Genomic DNA, 16,960 nt, shown 5'->3' with positions numbered 1-16,960 from the left:
CAATTGCGTTTCCTAAAAATATATGCATACATTTAATAATTTTGACTAAAGGATGAAATGATTCTCTAACGCTAATTTGTTTCCTTAAGGAAACTTTTATCTTATTCTAATCGTATGTCCTTCTTTTGTAAAGAGAAATGCTGAATATTCCCATCAAGCGATCGTTTTTATGTTATGCAACGAAGAGGGGACATGAGCATGGATTATTGAAAATTCACATGACATCCTTGAATACGAAAAATCTCAAACATTTGCTTATAAATGATTGACAGTTTGTAAGAACTCCTCATATAATAAGGGTAATTCAATATATGAATATGTGCTCATATATAATATCTACAGCAGCTGATAGGTTTGATTGAATCAGGGAAGGCTACTTATATAGAAAAAGGTGAGAACATGAAAAAGATGAAGGATGAATACGTATTAAGCGGTCTCGATTGTGGAAACTGTGCACGTAAAATTGAAACAGGTGTCAGCAAACTCGAAGGGGTTGAAGCCTGCTCAATTAATTTTGCGACGGGTACATTAACTGTGACACATGCTGATGCACAAGAAACGATGTCAAAGCGTATTGAAAAAACCGTTCAGTCCATTGAACCTCATGTGAGTGTATCACCAAAAGAAGAAGGACATCACCACGATCACGATCATGGAACAAAGAATTTAAAAACGATTGTACTGAAATTAATTGGTGGTGCAGTCATTGGAACGGCGGCTTATTTTATACCTGACAATGGCTTACTGAAGTTCATCATGTTTTTCGCCGCGTATTTACTAGTTGGCGGAGATGTTGTCTTGAAAGCACTGAAAAATATTGTGCGTGGTCAAGTATTTGATGAGAACTTCTTAATGACTATAGCCACAGTTGGTGCTTTTGTGATTCAGCAGTATCCTGAGGCACTGGCAGTCATGCTGTTTTACCAAATTGGAGAACTGTTCCAAGGGGCAGCTGTGAATCGCTCTAGAAAATCAATTAGCGAATTAATGAATATCCGTCCAGAATACGCAAACCTCAAAGTGGGGCAAGAAACAAAAAAGGTAAAGCCGGAAGAAGTCAAAGCTGGTGACCGTATTGTCGTTAAACCAGGTGAAAAAATTCCTTTGGATGGACGTGTGATAGACGGTTATTCTCTTGTGGATACCTCTGCACTAACTGGGGAGTCTGTTCCAAGAGATGTGGAAGCAGGAAAAGAAGTGCTTGCTGGATTTGTGAACCAAAACGGTATTCTTGAAATTGAAGTGCAAAAAGAGCTCAGTGAGTCAGCGGTTACGAAGATTTTGGATTTAGTCGAAAATGCAAGCAGCCGTAAAGCGCAGACAGAAAACTTTATCACAAAGTTCGCTAAATATTATACACCTGCTGTGGTCGTGCTAGCTTTATTGCTTGCCTTTGTACCACCGCTTCTCATCCCATCAGCTCAATTGTCTGATTGGGTGTACCGGGCACTTGTCTTTCTTGTCATTTCGTGTCCATGTGCTCTCGTTGTATCCATTCCATTAGGTTTCTTTGGCGGAATTGGTGCCGCATCAAAACGAGGCATTTTAGTGAAAGGCAGTAACTACTTAGAAGCCTTGAACTCTGTCCGCTATGCGGTGTTTGATAAAACAGGTACTTTGACAAAAGGGAACTTTACAGTCACTCATATCGAAGCAGCGAATGAGAAATGGTCAGAAGAGGAATTGCTTTCTTTTGCAGCGCTGGCAGAAGCGCATTCTTCGCATCCGATTGCAGAATCGATTAAGGCGGCTTATGGAGCGTCTCTTGATGAGAGCCAGATCGAATCTTACGAGGATATTGCGGGGCATGGGATCAAAGCGACAATTCGCGGAGCCCATGTATTGGCAGGTAACCATCGCCTTATGGAACGAGAGGGCATTGCTTTTGAAAAAGAAAAACGAAGCGGAACGGTTGTGTATTTAGCAATAGACGGTGAGTTTGCGGGATCGATCTTGATTGCAGATGAAGTAAAAGACGATGCAGTTGAAGCGATATCTTCTCTAAAAGCTGCGGGCATTCAAACCGTGATGCTTACAGGGGATGCTGCGCAAGTAGGAAATGCAGTCGCACAGCAGATCGGCATTGACGAAGTTCACACTGAATTATTGCCACAGGATAAAGTCGCCAAAATCGAAGACATGTATGAGAAAAAAGCATCTCAAGACAAATTATTGTTTGTTGGTGATGGCATAAACGATACGCCGGTTTTGGCAAGAGCGGATATAGGTATTGCCATGGGTGGACTTGGTTCAGATGCAGCAGTTGAAGCGGCTGATATTGTGATTATGACAGATCAGCCATCGAAGGTAGCGGAAGCTATTGCTGTCGCTAAAAGAACGAGAGCCATCGTATGGCAGAATATTGCGTTTGCTCTTGGGGTGAAAGCCGTCTTTCTCATACTTGGTGCATTCGGTATTGCAACGATGTGGGAAGCCGTCTTCTCGGATGTTGGTGTCACTGTACTGGCTGTTTTAAATGCGATGAGGGTCATGAAATAAAATTGTAAGGAAAAATTCATGAATAGCGTCTTTCATAATAGACCCCCTCTTGTTAAAATAGAAGAAGTTGGATAATGGCATTTTCCTGAGCTGTTATCCTTTTTCTTTGTGAAGGAATGAATGAAAAAGATAAGGTAGGTGCTTTTGTGAGTAAAAAAAATAATCAATCTTCATCCATCAAGTTTGCAGTTATATTAACCATCATTGCAGCTCTTCTCATCGGTATTTTCGTTGTGATCGGTAACAACAACAGCCAAGAAGCACAAACAGTCGACAGTAAGCCGTCTATTAAAGGACAGCCTGTCATGGGAGATCAAAAGGCAAAAGTGCAAGTTGTCGAGTTTGGGGACTACAAATGTCCATCATGTAAATCATTTGAGACAGACATTTTCCCAAAATTGAAAGCAGACTACATAGATAATGGCGATGTATCCTTCTCATTTATTAACTTACCACTGCCTGTTCATGGGGACGGTGCGGTATTAGCAGCACTGGCTTCTGAAGAAGTGTGGAAAGAAGATCCGAAAAACTTCTGGGCATTTCATGAAGCGGTCTACAACGCACAACCAGATAGTGAAGCAGAATGGGTAACGCCAGCAAAGCTCACCGAATTGGCGAAGAAGACAACGAAAATTGATACGGACAAGCTGAAAGATAACCTATCAAAGAAAACATATCAGCCACAGCTGAACACAGATGATCAACTGGTGAATCAATACAAAGTAAATGCAACACCAACTATTTTCATTAACAATAAACAAGTCCAAAACTTTTATGACTATGATGAAATCAAAGAATTAATTGATCAAGAGCTGAAAGGGAAAAAATCATGAAAAATAAACTGATTTACTTATACAGCGCTTGGATCGTCTCAATTGTGGCGACGATGAGCAGCCTGTATTTAAGCGAAGTAAAGAAGTTTATTCCATGTGATATGTGCTGGTTTCAGCGCATTTTCATGTATCCGCTTGTGCTTTTACTTGGAATTGCTACATTCCGTGGCGATGTCAAAGTGAAGTACTACGTTCTCCCTTTGGCTGGGATTGGTGCTTGCTTTTCCATCTATCATTATATGGAACAAAAGATTCCAGGCTTTGCATCGATTCGTCCTTGTCTAAGCGGTATTCCTTGTTCCGTTGATTATCTGAACTGGTTTGGTTTTATCACCATTCCACTCTTAGCTCTCATTGCATTTATTCTGATCATCATTAGTATGCTGCTTTTAAATGCAAAAGAAGATTGAGGAGATAGCCTGCTTAAAAGCAGGCTATCAGCGTGTAGACAAACCCTCGCATTCGGTGTCATTCCTGTGCGCTGGTGCTCACGAATGTCAAATTCGCTCCGCTCCAGTGCTCGTCTTTCCTAGACTGCAAAGGTTTTCTATCACGCTGAAAGTAGACAAAGGGATAAAATCAAGATCATTTTATCCCTTTGTCAACAATCTGAGCCTGCTTAAAAGCAGGCTATTTTTTATTTTTGCAAAAAGATAAAATTTAAAGAAAATTTGTATTGCTTTTCATTTGTGTCAGATATACATTAAGGGGAGAGTGTTAGATGATCAGACAATGGTAAGGAGATAAGCGGAAAATGGCATGGGAAGTGTTAAGTATTATTGGCATTGTGGCATTCGCCATTAGTGGTGCGATTGTCGCAATGGAAGAAGAGTACGATATTCTTGGTGTGTACATTTTAGGGATTGTCACAGCATTTGGCGGGGGAGCGATTCGGAATCTATTAATTGGTCTTCCGGTGTCTGCTTTATGGTCGCAGGGCAAAATGTTTACCATTGCCCTTGTATCCATTACGATCGTGTTCCTATTTCCAAAGCTTTTGCTCAAGCACTGGAGCACGTGGGGGAATTTCTCGGATGCGATCGGTTTAGCAGCCTTTGCGATTCAAGGCGCATTATTTGCTGTACAAAGAGAGCTCCCGCTCAGTGCGGTCATTGTGGCAGCCATTTTGACTGGAAGCGGCGGCGGCATTGTGCGTGATTTATTAGCAGGACGAAAGCCACTTGTGCTAAAAGCAGAGATTTACGCAGTATGGGCAGCCCTTGGCGGCTTACTCGTCGGACTCGGCTTAGCGCAAGGAGAGCTTGCTTTATATCTGCTGTTTGTCATCCTCGTCATATGCAGGGTTTGTTCCTACTTATTCAAATGGCGGCTTCCCGCTAGGTCTTATTTTTTAAATAAAGGGTAAAGAAAAGGGCGATGTCGCTCTTTTTTTTATGTGTTATTCGAGCTTGATGTCAGCAGGTCAAGCTGTTTTCGTGTAAAATAAAAGTAGGTTCTTTATTCATCATTGGAACAATACACGAGATGAAAATATTGTCATTTGACTGAATATGTAGATTCAGTCTTTTTTTGCCTAGATGGATTGTTATGTGTTGGTTTCGCTTTTTGCGGGATACTAATGAAACGCTCATGACCGAACGGATGGATCAGAAAGAAATGAACACATCTTTGCATGTAAGCAAAACATGACGGAAAAAATGAAATGGGAGGGACATGTACTAGTGGAGATTTTTTTGGCAGTGCTCGTACTACTAGCACTCATTGCATCATCTAATATTATCAATCGTTTTCTGCCCTTTATTCCAGTACCATTAATCCAAGTGGGTTTAGGGATATTGGTCGCAGCTTTTCCTTCAGGTTTACATATTTCTTTAAATCCTGAGCTATTCTTCGTTTTATTCATTGCACCGCTGTTATTTAATGATGGGAAGCGTACCCCAAGGGACGAGCTGTGGAAATTAAGAGCGCCCATTCTTCTATTAGCTTTAGGGCTCGTATTTGCGACAGTCATTGTCGCAGGATATACCATCCATTGGATGATTCCAAGCATACCACTTCCAGCTGCATTTGCGCTTGCAGCGATTTTATCACCGACAGATGTAGTGGCTGTAAGTGCACTTTCCAGCCGTGTGAATATGCCGAAGGGGATCATGAGACTGCTGGAAGGCGAAGGGCTGATGAACGATGCATCAGGACTTGTTGCCTTTAAATTTGCTATTGCTGCAACGGTTACAGGGGCATTTTCCATTGCAGAGGCATCCTTTAGCTTTGTTCTGATTGCTGCTGGCGGATTATTGACCGGATTTATTCTGTCGTTTTTTATCATTCGTTTCCGCTATTTTCTCCGCCGTTTAGGCATGGACGATGTCACAATGCACATCATCCTGCAAATCCTCACGCCGTTTGTGATTTATTTAGCAGCGGAAGAAATTGGCGTATCCGGCATTTTAGCCGTTGTTGCCGGTGGTGTGACACATGCCATCGAGCAAGACCGAATGGAAGCGAATTTAGCAAAACTGCAAATTGCTTCTTCAAACACGTGGAATATTATTTTATTTATTTTAAATGGCCTTGTTTTCGTTTTACTTGGATTACAAATTCCTGATGTATCGACCGTCATTTTCCAAGATGAAGCCTTTAATAATATGCAGGTCATCAGTTACATTTTAATCATTACATTCTGTCTGATGATTCTCAGATTCCTATGGGTATGGCTGTTCTGGGCAGGGAACTGGAGTGTATCGAAAAAGAAGAACACGAAAAAACCGAAACTGCGTGCTTCCATGCTGATGACATTCTCTGGTGTTCGTGGTGCTGTTACATTAGCGGGTGCTTTCTCCATCCCGTTTACGCTTGCAGACGGATCACCATTTCCTGAGCGTCATTTAATTATTTTCCTCGCAGCAGGCGTCATTTTATGTACACTCATTTTAGCGAGTGTGCTACTGCCTATTTTATCGGAGAAAAAAGATAAGCAAGTGGATGTGGACTTAGATACAAAGATTCAGCACGCAAAACGGAAGCTGCTGAGAAGTGCCATTAAAACGTTAAAAGAAGGAATGAATGAGGACAATCGAGAAGTATCCCTTGCACTCATCAATGATTTCCGAATGAAGCTACGAAATATTCAGCGGGAACCGTACCAGTTTGGTATGAGAAAACAAGAGAGAAAAATCAGACTGCACGGCATTAAAGCAGAACAGATGAAACTTCAGCAGTTGATTGAGGAAGAGAAAATCGACAAAGAAGAAGCATATGAGCTGCAAGAGAGATTTCATGAGCTGGAAATGCTCTATTCCAACTCCTTTAAAATTCGTTTCTCAAAAGTGAAGTTTCTGCGCTTACTACAATGGCTTCAATTGTGGCGTCCGCATCAGCGTATTTCAAGCGGCATATTAGAAAACGAGGAATCGTATAAACAAATCCGTAAGAAAACGGCTGAAGCTGCGGTGGATTCTATTAAGCACCATATGACCGAAGACAATCAACAAACGTGTCATCAAGTCATTGGGTTTTACAATCAAGTGATTTTCCGCTGTGAACATGGTCCTTCTTTCTTCCAGCAAAAGGATCGTACGTTTGACCGGAAGAAGAAAGAGCTTAACTTCCAAGCCGTACAGACGATTCGTAATGAAATCCAAACCTTATATGAAAATGGCGAAATCAATCGTGATATTGCCCATCATTTAAGGGAATATATCAATGACATGGAAGCAGTCTTACTGACCAATACATGATGTTGTCAACTTCTCCCCTTTGTTTTATGATGAAAAAAAGAGACGAGCAGGGGGAGAGGCAGGATGACATATTACGGAGCGATTGAAGCTGGGGGGACAAAGTTCTGCTGTGCCATTGGTAATGAGCATGGGGATATCATAGAGGAATTAACCATTCCAACAGCGCACCCGGAAAAAACCATCCAATCACTTATTCCATTTTTTCAGCAACATGAAATTGCAGCATTAGGGGTTGGTTCCTTTGGACCGATTTGTGTCCAGAAAGACGATCCTTCTTACGGTTACATCATGAATACGCCGAAAGTGGAATGGAAGCATTACCCGTTGATACCTGAGCTGGAGAAACAATTAGGTGTACCGGTGTCCTTTACGACAGATGTCAATGCCGCAGCATTAGGTGAACTGACAAAAGGGGCCGCCAAAGGGCTAAGCAGCTGTCTGTATATCACGGTCGGTACGGGGATTGGTGCCGGGGCTGTTGTGAAAAATGAGCTTCTCCACGGTCACTCACATCCAGAAATGGGACACATCCTGGTCAGGCAGCATGAATCAGATCAGTTCGCAGGTGTCTGCCCGGCGCATGGTACTTGCTTAGAAGGACTGGCGGCAGGACCAGCTATTGAGACAAGGTGGGGAAAGCCAGCTAAAGAGCTTACCGAAGAAGAAGAAGTTTGGTCTCTTGAAGCAGATTATTTAGCACAGGCATTAATGCAATACACGCTGATATTAAGCCCAGAACGCATCATCATGGGTGGAGGCGTCATGAAGCAAAAACAGCTATTTCCGCTCATTCGAGAGAAGCTGGCTGCGTATGTCAATGATTATGTCGACATGCCGCCGCTTGATACATACATTGTCTCTCCTGGACTTGAGGACAAGGCAGGTATGACAGGTGCTTTACTGCTAGCGATTGAAGCGAAGAGAAACGCCTGATAATAGAGTTTTCAAACGCAACATGAGATAATGAAAAAGATGGAATCTATGAAAAGGTGGTTGTTAACATGGTCAAAAGCTTGAATGATACCGTAACACTAAATAACGGAGTAGAAATGCCATGGTTTGGTTTAGGTGTATTCAAAGTGGAGGACGGCAACCAAGTGGTTGATGCCGTCAAAGCAGCCATACGAAACGGTTATCGCAGCATTGATACGGCTGCCGTTTATAAAAACGAGACAGGCGTAGGGAAAGCCATTAAAGAATCTGGCGTAAAAAGAGAAGAATTGTTCATTACGTCAAAAGTATGGAACACAGATCAAGGATATGACAAAGCACTCGCTGCATGCGACGCAAGCTTAAACCGGCTCGGTCTTGATTACTTAGACCTCTATTTGATTCATTGGCCTGGACCAAATGCAGACACGTTTAAAGAGACATGGCGTGCGCTTGAGAAGCTTTATAAAGATGGAAAAGTAAGAGCGATTGGTGTCAGCAACTTCTACGTGCAGCATTTAGAAGAGCTGTTAAAAGATGCGGAGGTTGTTCCAGCGGTGAATCAAGTGGAGTTTCATCCAAAACTGACACTTGTAGAATTACGACAATATGCGAAAGAAAAAGGCATTCAAATTGAAGCATGGTCTCCGCTGATGCAAGGAAAGCTTTTGGATCATGACGTATTAAAGGAAATTGCAGCACAATACAACAAATCTGTGGCTCAAGTGATCTTGCGTTGGGATCTGCAAAGCGGCGTTGTCACCATTCCAAAATCAATCAATGAAGATCGCATTAAACAAAATGCCGACATTTTTGACTTCGAGCTTTCACAAGAAGACATGGAAAAAATCAATGCACTTAATAATAACGAACGTGTCGGGTCTAATCCAGAAACGATGACGGTTGGGTTTGAATAAATAAAATTATTCCCTCAGCGTGTAGACAAACCCTCGCATTCTTTGTCAGTCCTGCGTGCAGGTGCTCACAAATGTCACACCAGTACAGCAAAGGTTTTCTATCACGCTGAAAAGAAGACAAAGGGCTAAAATCAAGTTCATTTTAGCCCTTTGTCAACAATCTGAATCCCTTTCTCTTTTTGAGAAGGGGATTTTTTAATTCCTGCTTCGGCGCACAGCCAACAGCATGAGGAAAGACAGGATCACAATACAAATGGTCCAAGCCCACGCAAGTTCCATTCGTCCAGAATCAATCGCCACATAGATGGCTGTTGGGAGGGTTTGCGTTTTCCCAGGAATGTTGCCAGCGAACATTAAAGTCGCTCCAAATTCTCCTAACGCCCTTGCGAAACTTAAAACTGCACCAGAGAGAAGAGATGGCAGTGCGAGTGGGACGGTAATATAGGCAAAAACCTGAAAAGAATGCGCACCATCAACTTTTGCAGCACCTTCAATGTCTGACTCAATCGTAGAAAATCCAGCTTTCGCTGATTGATACATGAGCGGGAATGCGACAACTGTCGATGCAATGACTGCTGCCCAATAAGTGAAGATGACAGGCTGATGGAAGATCCATTCAATCGCTTGTCCAATCACACTGTTCTTCCCGAACGCAACGAGCAGCAGAAATCCTACGACCGTTGGCGGAAGGACAAGCGGCATCATGAGGAGCGTTTCCACGATCATTTTTCCTTTGAAAGATGTACGCGCCATCCAAAAACCAATGGACGTTCCTAAAACGACAGCCAATAATCCACTGAAAGCAGCCACTTGTACGGACAGCCAGATAGGTGAAAGAAAATCTTTGGTCAGCATCGGCATTATTTCACTTGAAAGCCGTACTTTTTAAAAATCGCTGCGGCTGGATCTGATTGGAGATATTGAAAAAATGCTTTCGCCTCTTTCATGTGATCGGTCTGTTTTACAATGCCAACAGGATAAATGATGGGGGAATGCATGTCTTGATTTGCCTCATCTACTATCTTTACTTTGCGAGAAACGAGCGCATCCGTCTTATACACGACACCAGCTTCCACATTTCCTGTTTCGACATAGTTTAATACTTGACGAACATCCTTTCCATAGACAGCGTTCTGTTTCACTTGGTCCCATATATTCAGTTTTGTGAAAATCTCTTTTGCATATGTACCAGCAGGAACAGATTCAGGTGTGCCAAGCGCTATCTTTCCTTTTATGTGCTCAACATCGCGAAAGGTTTTGATAGAAGAGGAACCGTCTTTTGGCACGATGAGGACTAGCTCATTTTGTATGACATCCTTTGTATGATCCTGATCGATGTCGCCAGATTGAACAAGGTCATCAAAAGGCTCTTCAGCTGCTGAGAAGAAGAGATCCGCTTTTGCTCCTTGAGCGATTTGCTGTTTCAATGCGCCGGATGATCCGAAATTATTCGTGAGTGCCACGTTTGGATGATCATCTTCATAGGCAGATTCAATCTCTTTTAAAGCATCCTGCAGGCTTGCCGCCGCTGAAATCACAAGTTCTGTCTTTTTGCTTTGATCTGATGACGTCGACTCCGTTTGACACCCAGTCAGGAGCAAACAGATGGTGACGTAGGTTAAGAATAAATATTTCATGATCACACCTCTTTATCATTCAACATCATGTGTATCCTTTATTATAATCAAACTTATTTGACCATTCATAGGCTTTCAGGAAAAGAGAAAAGAAAAAGCCGCCAGAGGGCAGCTTTTAATGCTGATAAAAACGTAGTAAGTTCCCGTTGATCACTTTATCTGATAGAGACAGCTCTTTATTGGCTTTTTCTATATAAGGCTGGCATACTTCATCTTCTTCAACAGGTTGTTTTGTTTTTTGATCATAGCACGTGTTCTTTGTATAAAGATAATCATCCGTAATAAAGTTTCCATTTCTCAGCACAGCGAACGGTGTCCGTTCATTGGAGAAAAGATCATTCCCAAATTGAATAGAATCTTTTGATTCAATGCCGAGTAAATGAAGAAGTGTCGGTTTGACATCCATTTGACCGGCTGTTTCAGAAATGGTTTGAGGGGCCTCGTCTGTCACCCCAGGAATGTAAATCAAAAAAGGGACCCGCTGCAGTTTAACCGCATCAAACGGTGTGATTTCATCCTGCTTCAGCAGCTCTGCCATTGCCTCATGATGTGCTTCTGAAATGCCATAGTGGTCTCCCATCAGGACAAACATTGTATTTTCATATAGTCCTTCTTCTTTCATTCGTTCAAAGAACCTTTTGATGGCTTCATCTTGATAGCGGACGGTGGTCACATAGCGGTTTAAAATGGTGCTAGTCGAATCGTATTCATCAATGAACTGATCCTTTGGATCAATTTCAAATGGGAAGTGATTGGTTAAGGTAATAAACGTGCTGTAATAAGGCGTCTTCAGCTTTTTTAAATAATCGATGGATTGGTCAAAAAAGTCGATATCCTTTAAGCCCCAGCCAGTCGAATTCTGTTCATTGACATCAAATGAATCGACATCATAAAAGCGGTCAATCCCAAGAGATTCATACATCACATCACGATTCCAGAACGTTTTATTATTCGCATGAAATTGGACGGATTGATAATTCTCTTTTTTCAATTGCTTGTACAGTGTGTCATATTCGTTGTCACTCGCTGTGAAAAAGACAGCGCCACTGCTAGATGGATAGAGGGAGTTTGCGACGATAAACTCTGAGTCCGACGTTTTGCCTTGCTCTGTCTGCTGATAAAATTCATCAAAATAGAAGCTTTTTTTGGCAAGTTCATTTAAAAATGGTGTGATGTATTGTCCATTCACCTTTTGATTCATGACAAATTGCTGCGTTGATTCAAGTGAAATGAACACGACATTTTTGCCTTTAGCAAGTCCAAAGTAGTCTTCATTCGGTGCACTGTAATCAGCTTTTGTGTAGTTTGCCACTGTTGAAAGTGTATCTTCGTCAGCAAAGGCTTTTTGTCCAATTCGTGCTGTTTGAGCGGCACCGTCATACAAATGGAATTGAAACAGCCCAAGATTTCGAACAATGACTTCTCGATCATATGAGCTTGTCAAAAATCGAGGGTGGTCCATCAAAGCTGAGCTGACATGGAACAATAGCAAGCTGCAGCAAACCACATAGTATGTTTTGATCGTCTTAAAAGACGCTTTTGGTGATAGCGGTTTCCGTTTTAAGAGCCATGCCAGCACCACAAAATCAATCAGCATGAGTATAAATAGCGGATGAAACAATTCAGTCATACTGCTGCCCATATCTCCCATGTTCTTTGCTTGAAATAAGACAGGAATGGTAATGAAATCAATATAAAAACCGTAAAAGATCGTATTCGATATCAAAATGGCTGTCAAAATAAAATTTGTGGTCAATAAAAAGACCTTTTGTTTCGTTTCATTTAAGAAAAGAGCAATCCCAAACAAAGGGAGCAAAAAGCTAAGTGGATTGATCAAAAGCAGCCATTCGTGAAACAGATTGGCCGTTCGTATATGAAATCCGAATTGATAAATGATGTATGTTTTCATCCACATAAAGAGGATGGAGTACACTAAAAACCAGTGATTTTTGAAAAACGCTTTCATTTATGTAACTCCTCACCATTCTGTATTCAGCTGCAAGGCAAAAACACTTATCTTAAAACTACTAAAAAAATGAGGAATGATCAATTCATATCCTGCTTTTTTGCAAAACTCTTTTTTCTTTTTCTAAAACGGCAATGGGATGGATATTCCGCAAATGACAGCCATGTAATAGCAGGTGACAATGGTCAGAGCAGCTAGTACGACTTGTTCTCCTGTGCTGCCTGTTTTGACATAAAAGGGGAGACGTACTTTCATGGTTGCAGGGAACAAAAATTTAATACCGTTCACTGTGCCTGCATCAAGGATGAGGTGGCTTGCCATCCCAACTAGTAACCCGGTACTGAGGCTGTCATTTGGAATGTATGTTGTCGCAATAAAATAAATGATCAGCAGAAATAATAAACTATGTGTAAAGGTGCGGTGACCGAACACACTACTGATCAGTGTGGAAAGGAGCGGGAATTTCCTGCCGATTTTGCTTTTCGTATGACATAGATCTGGGATGAGGGCACCTACTGATCCAGCAGCAGCCATCGTCACTGGTTCGAATCCGTAATAATAGGCGACGGCTGTGGAGGCGGCAATTCCGCCCATAATATGTGTTTTTCCTGTCATGATGCGTACTCCTGTTCTGTTTTTTGTTCAAGTACTCACTATATCAAGGGTGAATCCATTCAGCAAGGCTTATTTCTAAAGAAAATGGGATAAAATAGTTGGCTGTTTGGAAAAACATTCTATAATAAGAAGGAAGTCATGTTGACACTAACGATAAGGATGCGATTCGGATGAGTAATGCAGACATTTTAAAAGAAATTGTTCTTGTACATTATGAAGTCAGCCGTAAATTAAACCGCAAGTTACTTGAGTTAGAAAAAGACATCACGCCTCCACAGATATATGCTCTTTCTATATTGATACAAGGAAAAGTATCACATGCTGAAGAGCTCAAACAAAGACTCTCTCTCAACCCAGGTGCCGCTTCCATAGCCCTCAATAAATTATGTGAGCAAGGCTACATTCAGAGAGAACGGGACAAGGACGATCATTCCCTTGTCCGGCTAGAAGCCACGGAAAAAGGGCTGGCTATTTACGAAAAGCATACACGTCTTTTTGGAAAGGTGATTCAGCATATGATGTCAGACTTCACAGAGGAAGACTTAAAGACCTTTCTAACGTATTTGCAAAAAATGAGACAGACCTTTCACGATGAATGAACCGCTCCTCTTTGTATAATGCTGAGCGCTGTAGCACAAATTAAACAGGCAAAGGCATTTTATGAAAAGGGGGGAAATAGCGATGTCATTTTTCCAAAAGGATAAAAAGGCGAAAAGCGAGAAAGACCATCAGCAGGTAGATCAGCTGTTAGAAGAAGCAAGTAAAGAACTAGCAGGCGATCCGCTTCAGGAAGCTGTCCAAAAGAAGAAAAACAACCATCAATAAGCTGACAAAAAGGCGGAGAATCATTTCTCTGCCTTTTTTCTATGTTTTTCCCTTTGACAGATATGAGAATGTTTGATAACCTTCGTGTAGTAAAAATGAATAGAAATCCTCACGCTATGTCTCAGTGAGGTAGAGGTTGCGCGGATGATGAGTCACTCATGGGAGAGATGGAATCGTTGATCATGAGAAAAAAGGCATCAGCGCCGAAGTGTAGAGAGAGCTCCAACTTTCTTTATGCTGGGTCTGCATTGAACAAATGCAGGACTGCCACGTCTTTGAAGCGTGGAGGGCTATCCGGAGATCAAGGTGTATGTTTTGAAAAGCATGGACTTTTGTTCAGGCTTTTTTTTATGTTCTGATTGCCTAAGAAAAGGGTATGCTGGTAAGAAAGTGACCCAACATGAACATAAAGAATGCAAGTCATTGCTTCACAAATATATCAATGAAGATACTGCCGGGTCTGGTCCAAAGTGAATATAACGGAGGTACGAAAATGGAACAGACAAAAAAATGGGGTTTTTGGTTATTGACGGCTTTTGTCGTCGGAAATATGGTAGGTTCAGGCATCTTTATGCTGCCTAGTACACTTGCCCAGCATGCAAGTCCTTTAGGTGTGACGATGGCATGGCTTGTCACAGGTGGCGGCGTACTGATGATTGCCTTTGTGTTTGGACATTTGTCCATTCATAAACCGCAGCTGACAGCTGGACCACAAAGCTATGCAAGAGCGCTTTTTAAAGATCCGAAAAAAGGAAAAGCAGCCGGTTTTACAATGGTTTGGGGATATTGGGTGGCAAGCTGGATTAGTAATGTCGCCATTATCACAAGCCTAGCTGGTTATTTAACAACCTTTTTCCCAATTTTAACCGTGAAAACGGAGATCTTTACTTTTGGAAAAGAAGCGATCACACTTGGTCAGCTCACAACGTTTATCGTATGTACAATCCTTCTATGGGGGACTCATACGATTTTAATTACAAGCTTAAGTGCAGCAAGTAAGTTGAACTTTATTACGACCTTTTCAAAGGTGCTTGGATTCGTCCTTTTTATTGTCGCAGGCTTATTTGCATTCCAAACCGCATTATTTGAACATTATTACTTCCCTGTTGAAGCAGCAAGTGGTGAAGGAGTGCTCGGACTTGGAGGCCAAATTCATCATGCGGCCATTTCCACACTATGGGCATTTATCGGCATCGAATCTGCTGTCATTTTATCAGGAAGAGCCTCTTCGCAACGTGATGTCAAACGTGCGACGATTACAGGACTTTTAATTGCACTGTCTATTTATATGATTATTACCTTGATTACAATGGGCGTTCTGCCGCATGATCAATTGCAAGGTTCTGATAAACCATTCGTAGACGTGCTTCAGCTCATTATCGGACCGGCTGGCGGCATTGTCATGGCATTTCTTGCGATCATTTGTTTATTTGGTTCGATGCTTGGCTGGATTTTGCTTGGTTCTGAAGTCCCTTATCAAGCAGCAAAAGCTGGCGATTTCCCAGCAGTGTTTGCAAAAACAAACAAAAAAGGCAGTCCTGTTTTTGCTTTGACTGTCACAAATATCATGTCACAGCTGTTTATTTTCTCAGTCATGTCACGTACGATTAATGAAGCCTTTACTTTCTTAACAACATCAGCGACACTTGCGTATCTCATTCCGTATATCGTGTCGTCGATCTACAGCTTTAAGGTCATCATGCAAGGTGACACATATGAGCTCCAAAAAGGAAACCGGACAAGAGACGGGATCATTGCGCTTGTGGCCATGGGGTATTCCGCTTGGGTCATTATTTCAGGCACAGCTGATTTAAAAACATTTGGTCTTGGTATTGGATTGTTCTTAGTTGGCATTTTACTCTACCCATTCATGTTAAAAAAATTTGCCAAAGGTACAGTTTAAAAAATACGTTTCTCCAGCATTGGAGAAACGTATTTTTTTATGAGGCAGATGTTAATCGATCCACAATAAATTCGAGCTGACCTTCTAGTGACACAGGATCATTAAAGAAGTAACCGACTGTATCTGTTTCAAATACGCGTTTGTTTTGGACAGCAGGAAGTGATGCCCAGATGCTGCTTTTATATACTTGATCGCCATTACTTTTTGAACCGCTCCATGGGCTTGTGAAAATATAATCACCTGCAAATTCTGGAAGCTTTTCAAGAGAAATGTTTGCATAACCGACACCACTGTCGATGGCTTCTTTTTGGACGGCCTTCGGAGCTTTTAATTTCAGCTCGTCATAAATGATTTCACCACCGCGTGCAAAAGTGTTACCGAAAATGTAAATGCCCTTATCGAATGGTGATACGATCGAAACGGTTTTGTTTCCTACAGCTTTTGTTACTTTTGGTTTCACTTCAGCAATTTTGGCATCCCATTTTGTGATCCAATCCGTTGCTTTTTTTGATGTACCTGTCATTTTACCGAATTCTTTTAGCTGGTCTTTAAACGAATATTGATTGTATTGAATGGCAACTGTAGGTGCAATTTTTTTGTATTGATCAAATTTCTCATCTTCTCCCCAAGCAATGATCATATCCGGCTTCAAAGAGGCTACTTTCTCAACAGAGGGAGATTTTCCAAGATTTTTCACTCCATCTGTTTTTCCTTTATAGAAAGGGTTTTTAAAGATGGGTGCGGTGGTAGCAATTGGGGTTTTGCCGAGTGTGACGAATCCCCGTAATAGCTTTCCGCCAGAAGCACAATTCGTTGTGGGTTTTGAGGCAGTTTCACTTCACCCTTTACATCTTGATAGGTGATCGTGTCATTTTTCTTGGCTCCCGATTCTTTATTAGAAGTGCTGCCGCAAGCAGCAGTAAAAATCATAAGGGTCATGAAGGAAATCAAAAGAAGTCCAGTTCGTTTTTTCACAAAAGTTCGCTCCTATTCAATTGTTTATGATAATGATTCTCATTCGCGATTATATCTTAACATGATAGAAGAAAAAATGCATCGGCTATTTTATGACCAAAATGAAAATGGTGAAATTCTCCCGGTTTTTTGATGAAAATAAAGAAATTTATTAGAACAAGG

At 41.6% G+C, this 16,960-nt stretch carries 14 protein-coding genes, 1 pseudogene and 1 riboswitch; of the genes and pseudogenes, 10 read left to right on the top strand and 5 right to left on the bottom strand.

Annotation, left to right across the window (positions count from 1 at the left end; translation table 11 throughout):
- Positions 1 to 399 precede the first annotated feature (399 nt).
- The 7 genes from AC0VYC_RS15565 (at position 400) to AC0VYC_RS15535 (ending at position 8,877) form a co-directional block, all read left to right on the top strand.
- Positions 400 to 2,499, top strand: a complete 2,100-nt coding sequence (locus tag AC0VYC_RS15565) for a heavy metal translocating P-type ATPase (protein ID WP_144666047.1) — start codon at positions 400 to 402, stop codon at positions 2,497 to 2,499.
- A 146-nt stretch (positions 2,500 to 2,645) separates the two neighbouring features.
- Positions 2,646 to 3,332, top strand: a complete 687-nt coding sequence (locus tag AC0VYC_RS15560; RefSeq protein ID WP_017359241.1) for a DsbA family protein — start codon at positions 2,646 to 2,648, stop codon at positions 3,330 to 3,332.
- Entirely contained in the window at positions 3,329 to 3,742 is a 414-nt protein-coding gene (locus AC0VYC_RS15555) for a disulfide oxidoreductase (protein ID WP_007500241.1), read from the top strand. Before AC0VYC_RS15560 ends, AC0VYC_RS15555 begins: the two co-directional genes overlap by 4 nt.
- Before the next feature lie 344 nt (positions 3,743 to 4,086).
- On the top strand, positions 4,087 to 4,698 hold the full coding sequence (locus tag AC0VYC_RS15550) for a trimeric intracellular cation channel family protein (RefSeq protein WP_007500242.1): 612 nt from the start codon (positions 4,087 to 4,089) through the stop codon (positions 4,696 to 4,698).
- 316 nt (positions 4,699 to 5,014) lie between these two features.
- Positions 5,015 to 7,030: a Na+/H+ antiporter gene (locus AC0VYC_RS15545; protein ID WP_047945413.1), complete on the top strand. Its 2,016-nt coding sequence runs from the start codon at positions 5,015 to 5,017 to the stop codon at positions 7,028 to 7,030.
- A 63-nt stretch (positions 7,031 to 7,093) separates the two neighbouring features.
- Entirely contained in the window at positions 7,094 to 7,963 is an 870-nt protein-coding gene (locus tag AC0VYC_RS15540) for an ROK family protein (protein ID WP_475388793.1), read from the top strand.
- A 68-nt stretch (positions 7,964 to 8,031) separates the two neighbouring features.
- Positions 8,032 to 8,877: an aldo/keto reductase gene (locus AC0VYC_RS15535; RefSeq protein WP_041507765.1), complete on the top strand. Its 846-nt coding sequence runs from the start codon at positions 8,032 to 8,034 to the stop codon at positions 8,875 to 8,877.
- A gap of 195 nt (positions 8,878 to 9,072) precedes the next feature.
- On the opposite strand, the gene modB is transcribed toward AC0VYC_RS15535, so the two are convergent.
- The 4 genes from modB to AC0VYC_RS15515 form a co-directional block, all read right to left on the bottom strand.
- The gene (gene modB, locus AC0VYC_RS15530) at positions 9,073 to 9,738 is read right to left on the bottom strand and encodes a molybdate ABC transporter permease subunit (protein WP_203143662.1); all 666 of its coding nucleotides are present in this window, start codon (positions 9,736 to 9,738) and stop codon (positions 9,073 to 9,075) included.
- Entirely contained in the window at positions 9,738 to 10,514 is a 777-nt protein-coding gene (gene modA, locus AC0VYC_RS15525) for a molybdate ABC transporter substrate-binding protein (RefSeq protein ID WP_427243746.1), read from the bottom strand. Before modA ends, modB begins: the two co-directional genes overlap by 1 nt.
- A 115-nt stretch (positions 10,515 to 10,629) precedes the next feature.
- Entirely contained in the window at positions 10,630 to 12,480 is a 1,851-nt protein-coding gene (locus AC0VYC_RS15520) for an LTA synthase family protein (RefSeq protein WP_058336922.1), read from the bottom strand.
- A gap of 123 nt (positions 12,481 to 12,603) precedes the next feature.
- Complete coding sequence (locus AC0VYC_RS15515; protein WP_008347118.1) at positions 12,604 to 13,095, bottom strand: metal-dependent hydrolase; 492 nt, start codon at positions 13,093 to 13,095, stop codon at positions 12,604 to 12,606.
- A 170-nt stretch (positions 13,096 to 13,265) separates the two neighbouring features.
- Between AC0VYC_RS15515 and AC0VYC_RS15510 the strand changes: the two genes are divergently transcribed.
- From AC0VYC_RS15510 to AC0VYC_RS15500, 3 genes are all read left to right on the top strand, one after another.
- Complete coding sequence (locus tag AC0VYC_RS15510; RefSeq protein WP_007500254.1) at positions 13,266 to 13,694, top strand: MarR family winged helix-turn-helix transcriptional regulator; 429 nt, start codon at positions 13,266 to 13,268, stop codon at positions 13,692 to 13,694.
- Positions 13,695 to 13,776: 82 nt separating this feature from the next.
- A complete protein-coding gene (gene sspJ / locus AC0VYC_RS15505; protein ID WP_008347117.1) occupies positions 13,777 to 13,920 on the top strand; it encodes a small acid-soluble spore protein SspJ in 144 nt (47 codons plus the stop codon).
- A gap of 122 nt (positions 13,921 to 14,042) precedes the next feature.
- Positions 14,043 to 14,221: riboswitch (Lysine riboswitch) on the top strand.
- Positions 14,222 to 14,413: 192 nt separating this feature from the next.
- Positions 14,414 to 15,823: an amino acid permease gene (locus AC0VYC_RS15500; RefSeq protein ID WP_475388790.1), complete on the top strand. Its 1,410-nt coding sequence runs from the start codon at positions 14,414 to 14,416 to the stop codon at positions 15,821 to 15,823.
- Between the two features lie 37 nt (positions 15,824 to 15,860).
- Here the strand turns inward: AC0VYC_RS15500 and AC0VYC_RS15495 are convergent.
- Positions 15,861 to 16,798 (bottom strand): annotated as a pseudogene (locus tag AC0VYC_RS15495) (ABC transporter substrate-binding protein).
- Between the last annotated feature and the right edge of the window lie 162 nt (positions 16,799 to 16,960).

The sequence above is a fragment of the Bacillus sp. iso_77 genome, from assembly GCF_056173625.1.
The sequence above is the reverse complement of the archived record's forward strand: the minus strand, read 5'-3'. Positions and strand labels throughout refer to the sequence as shown.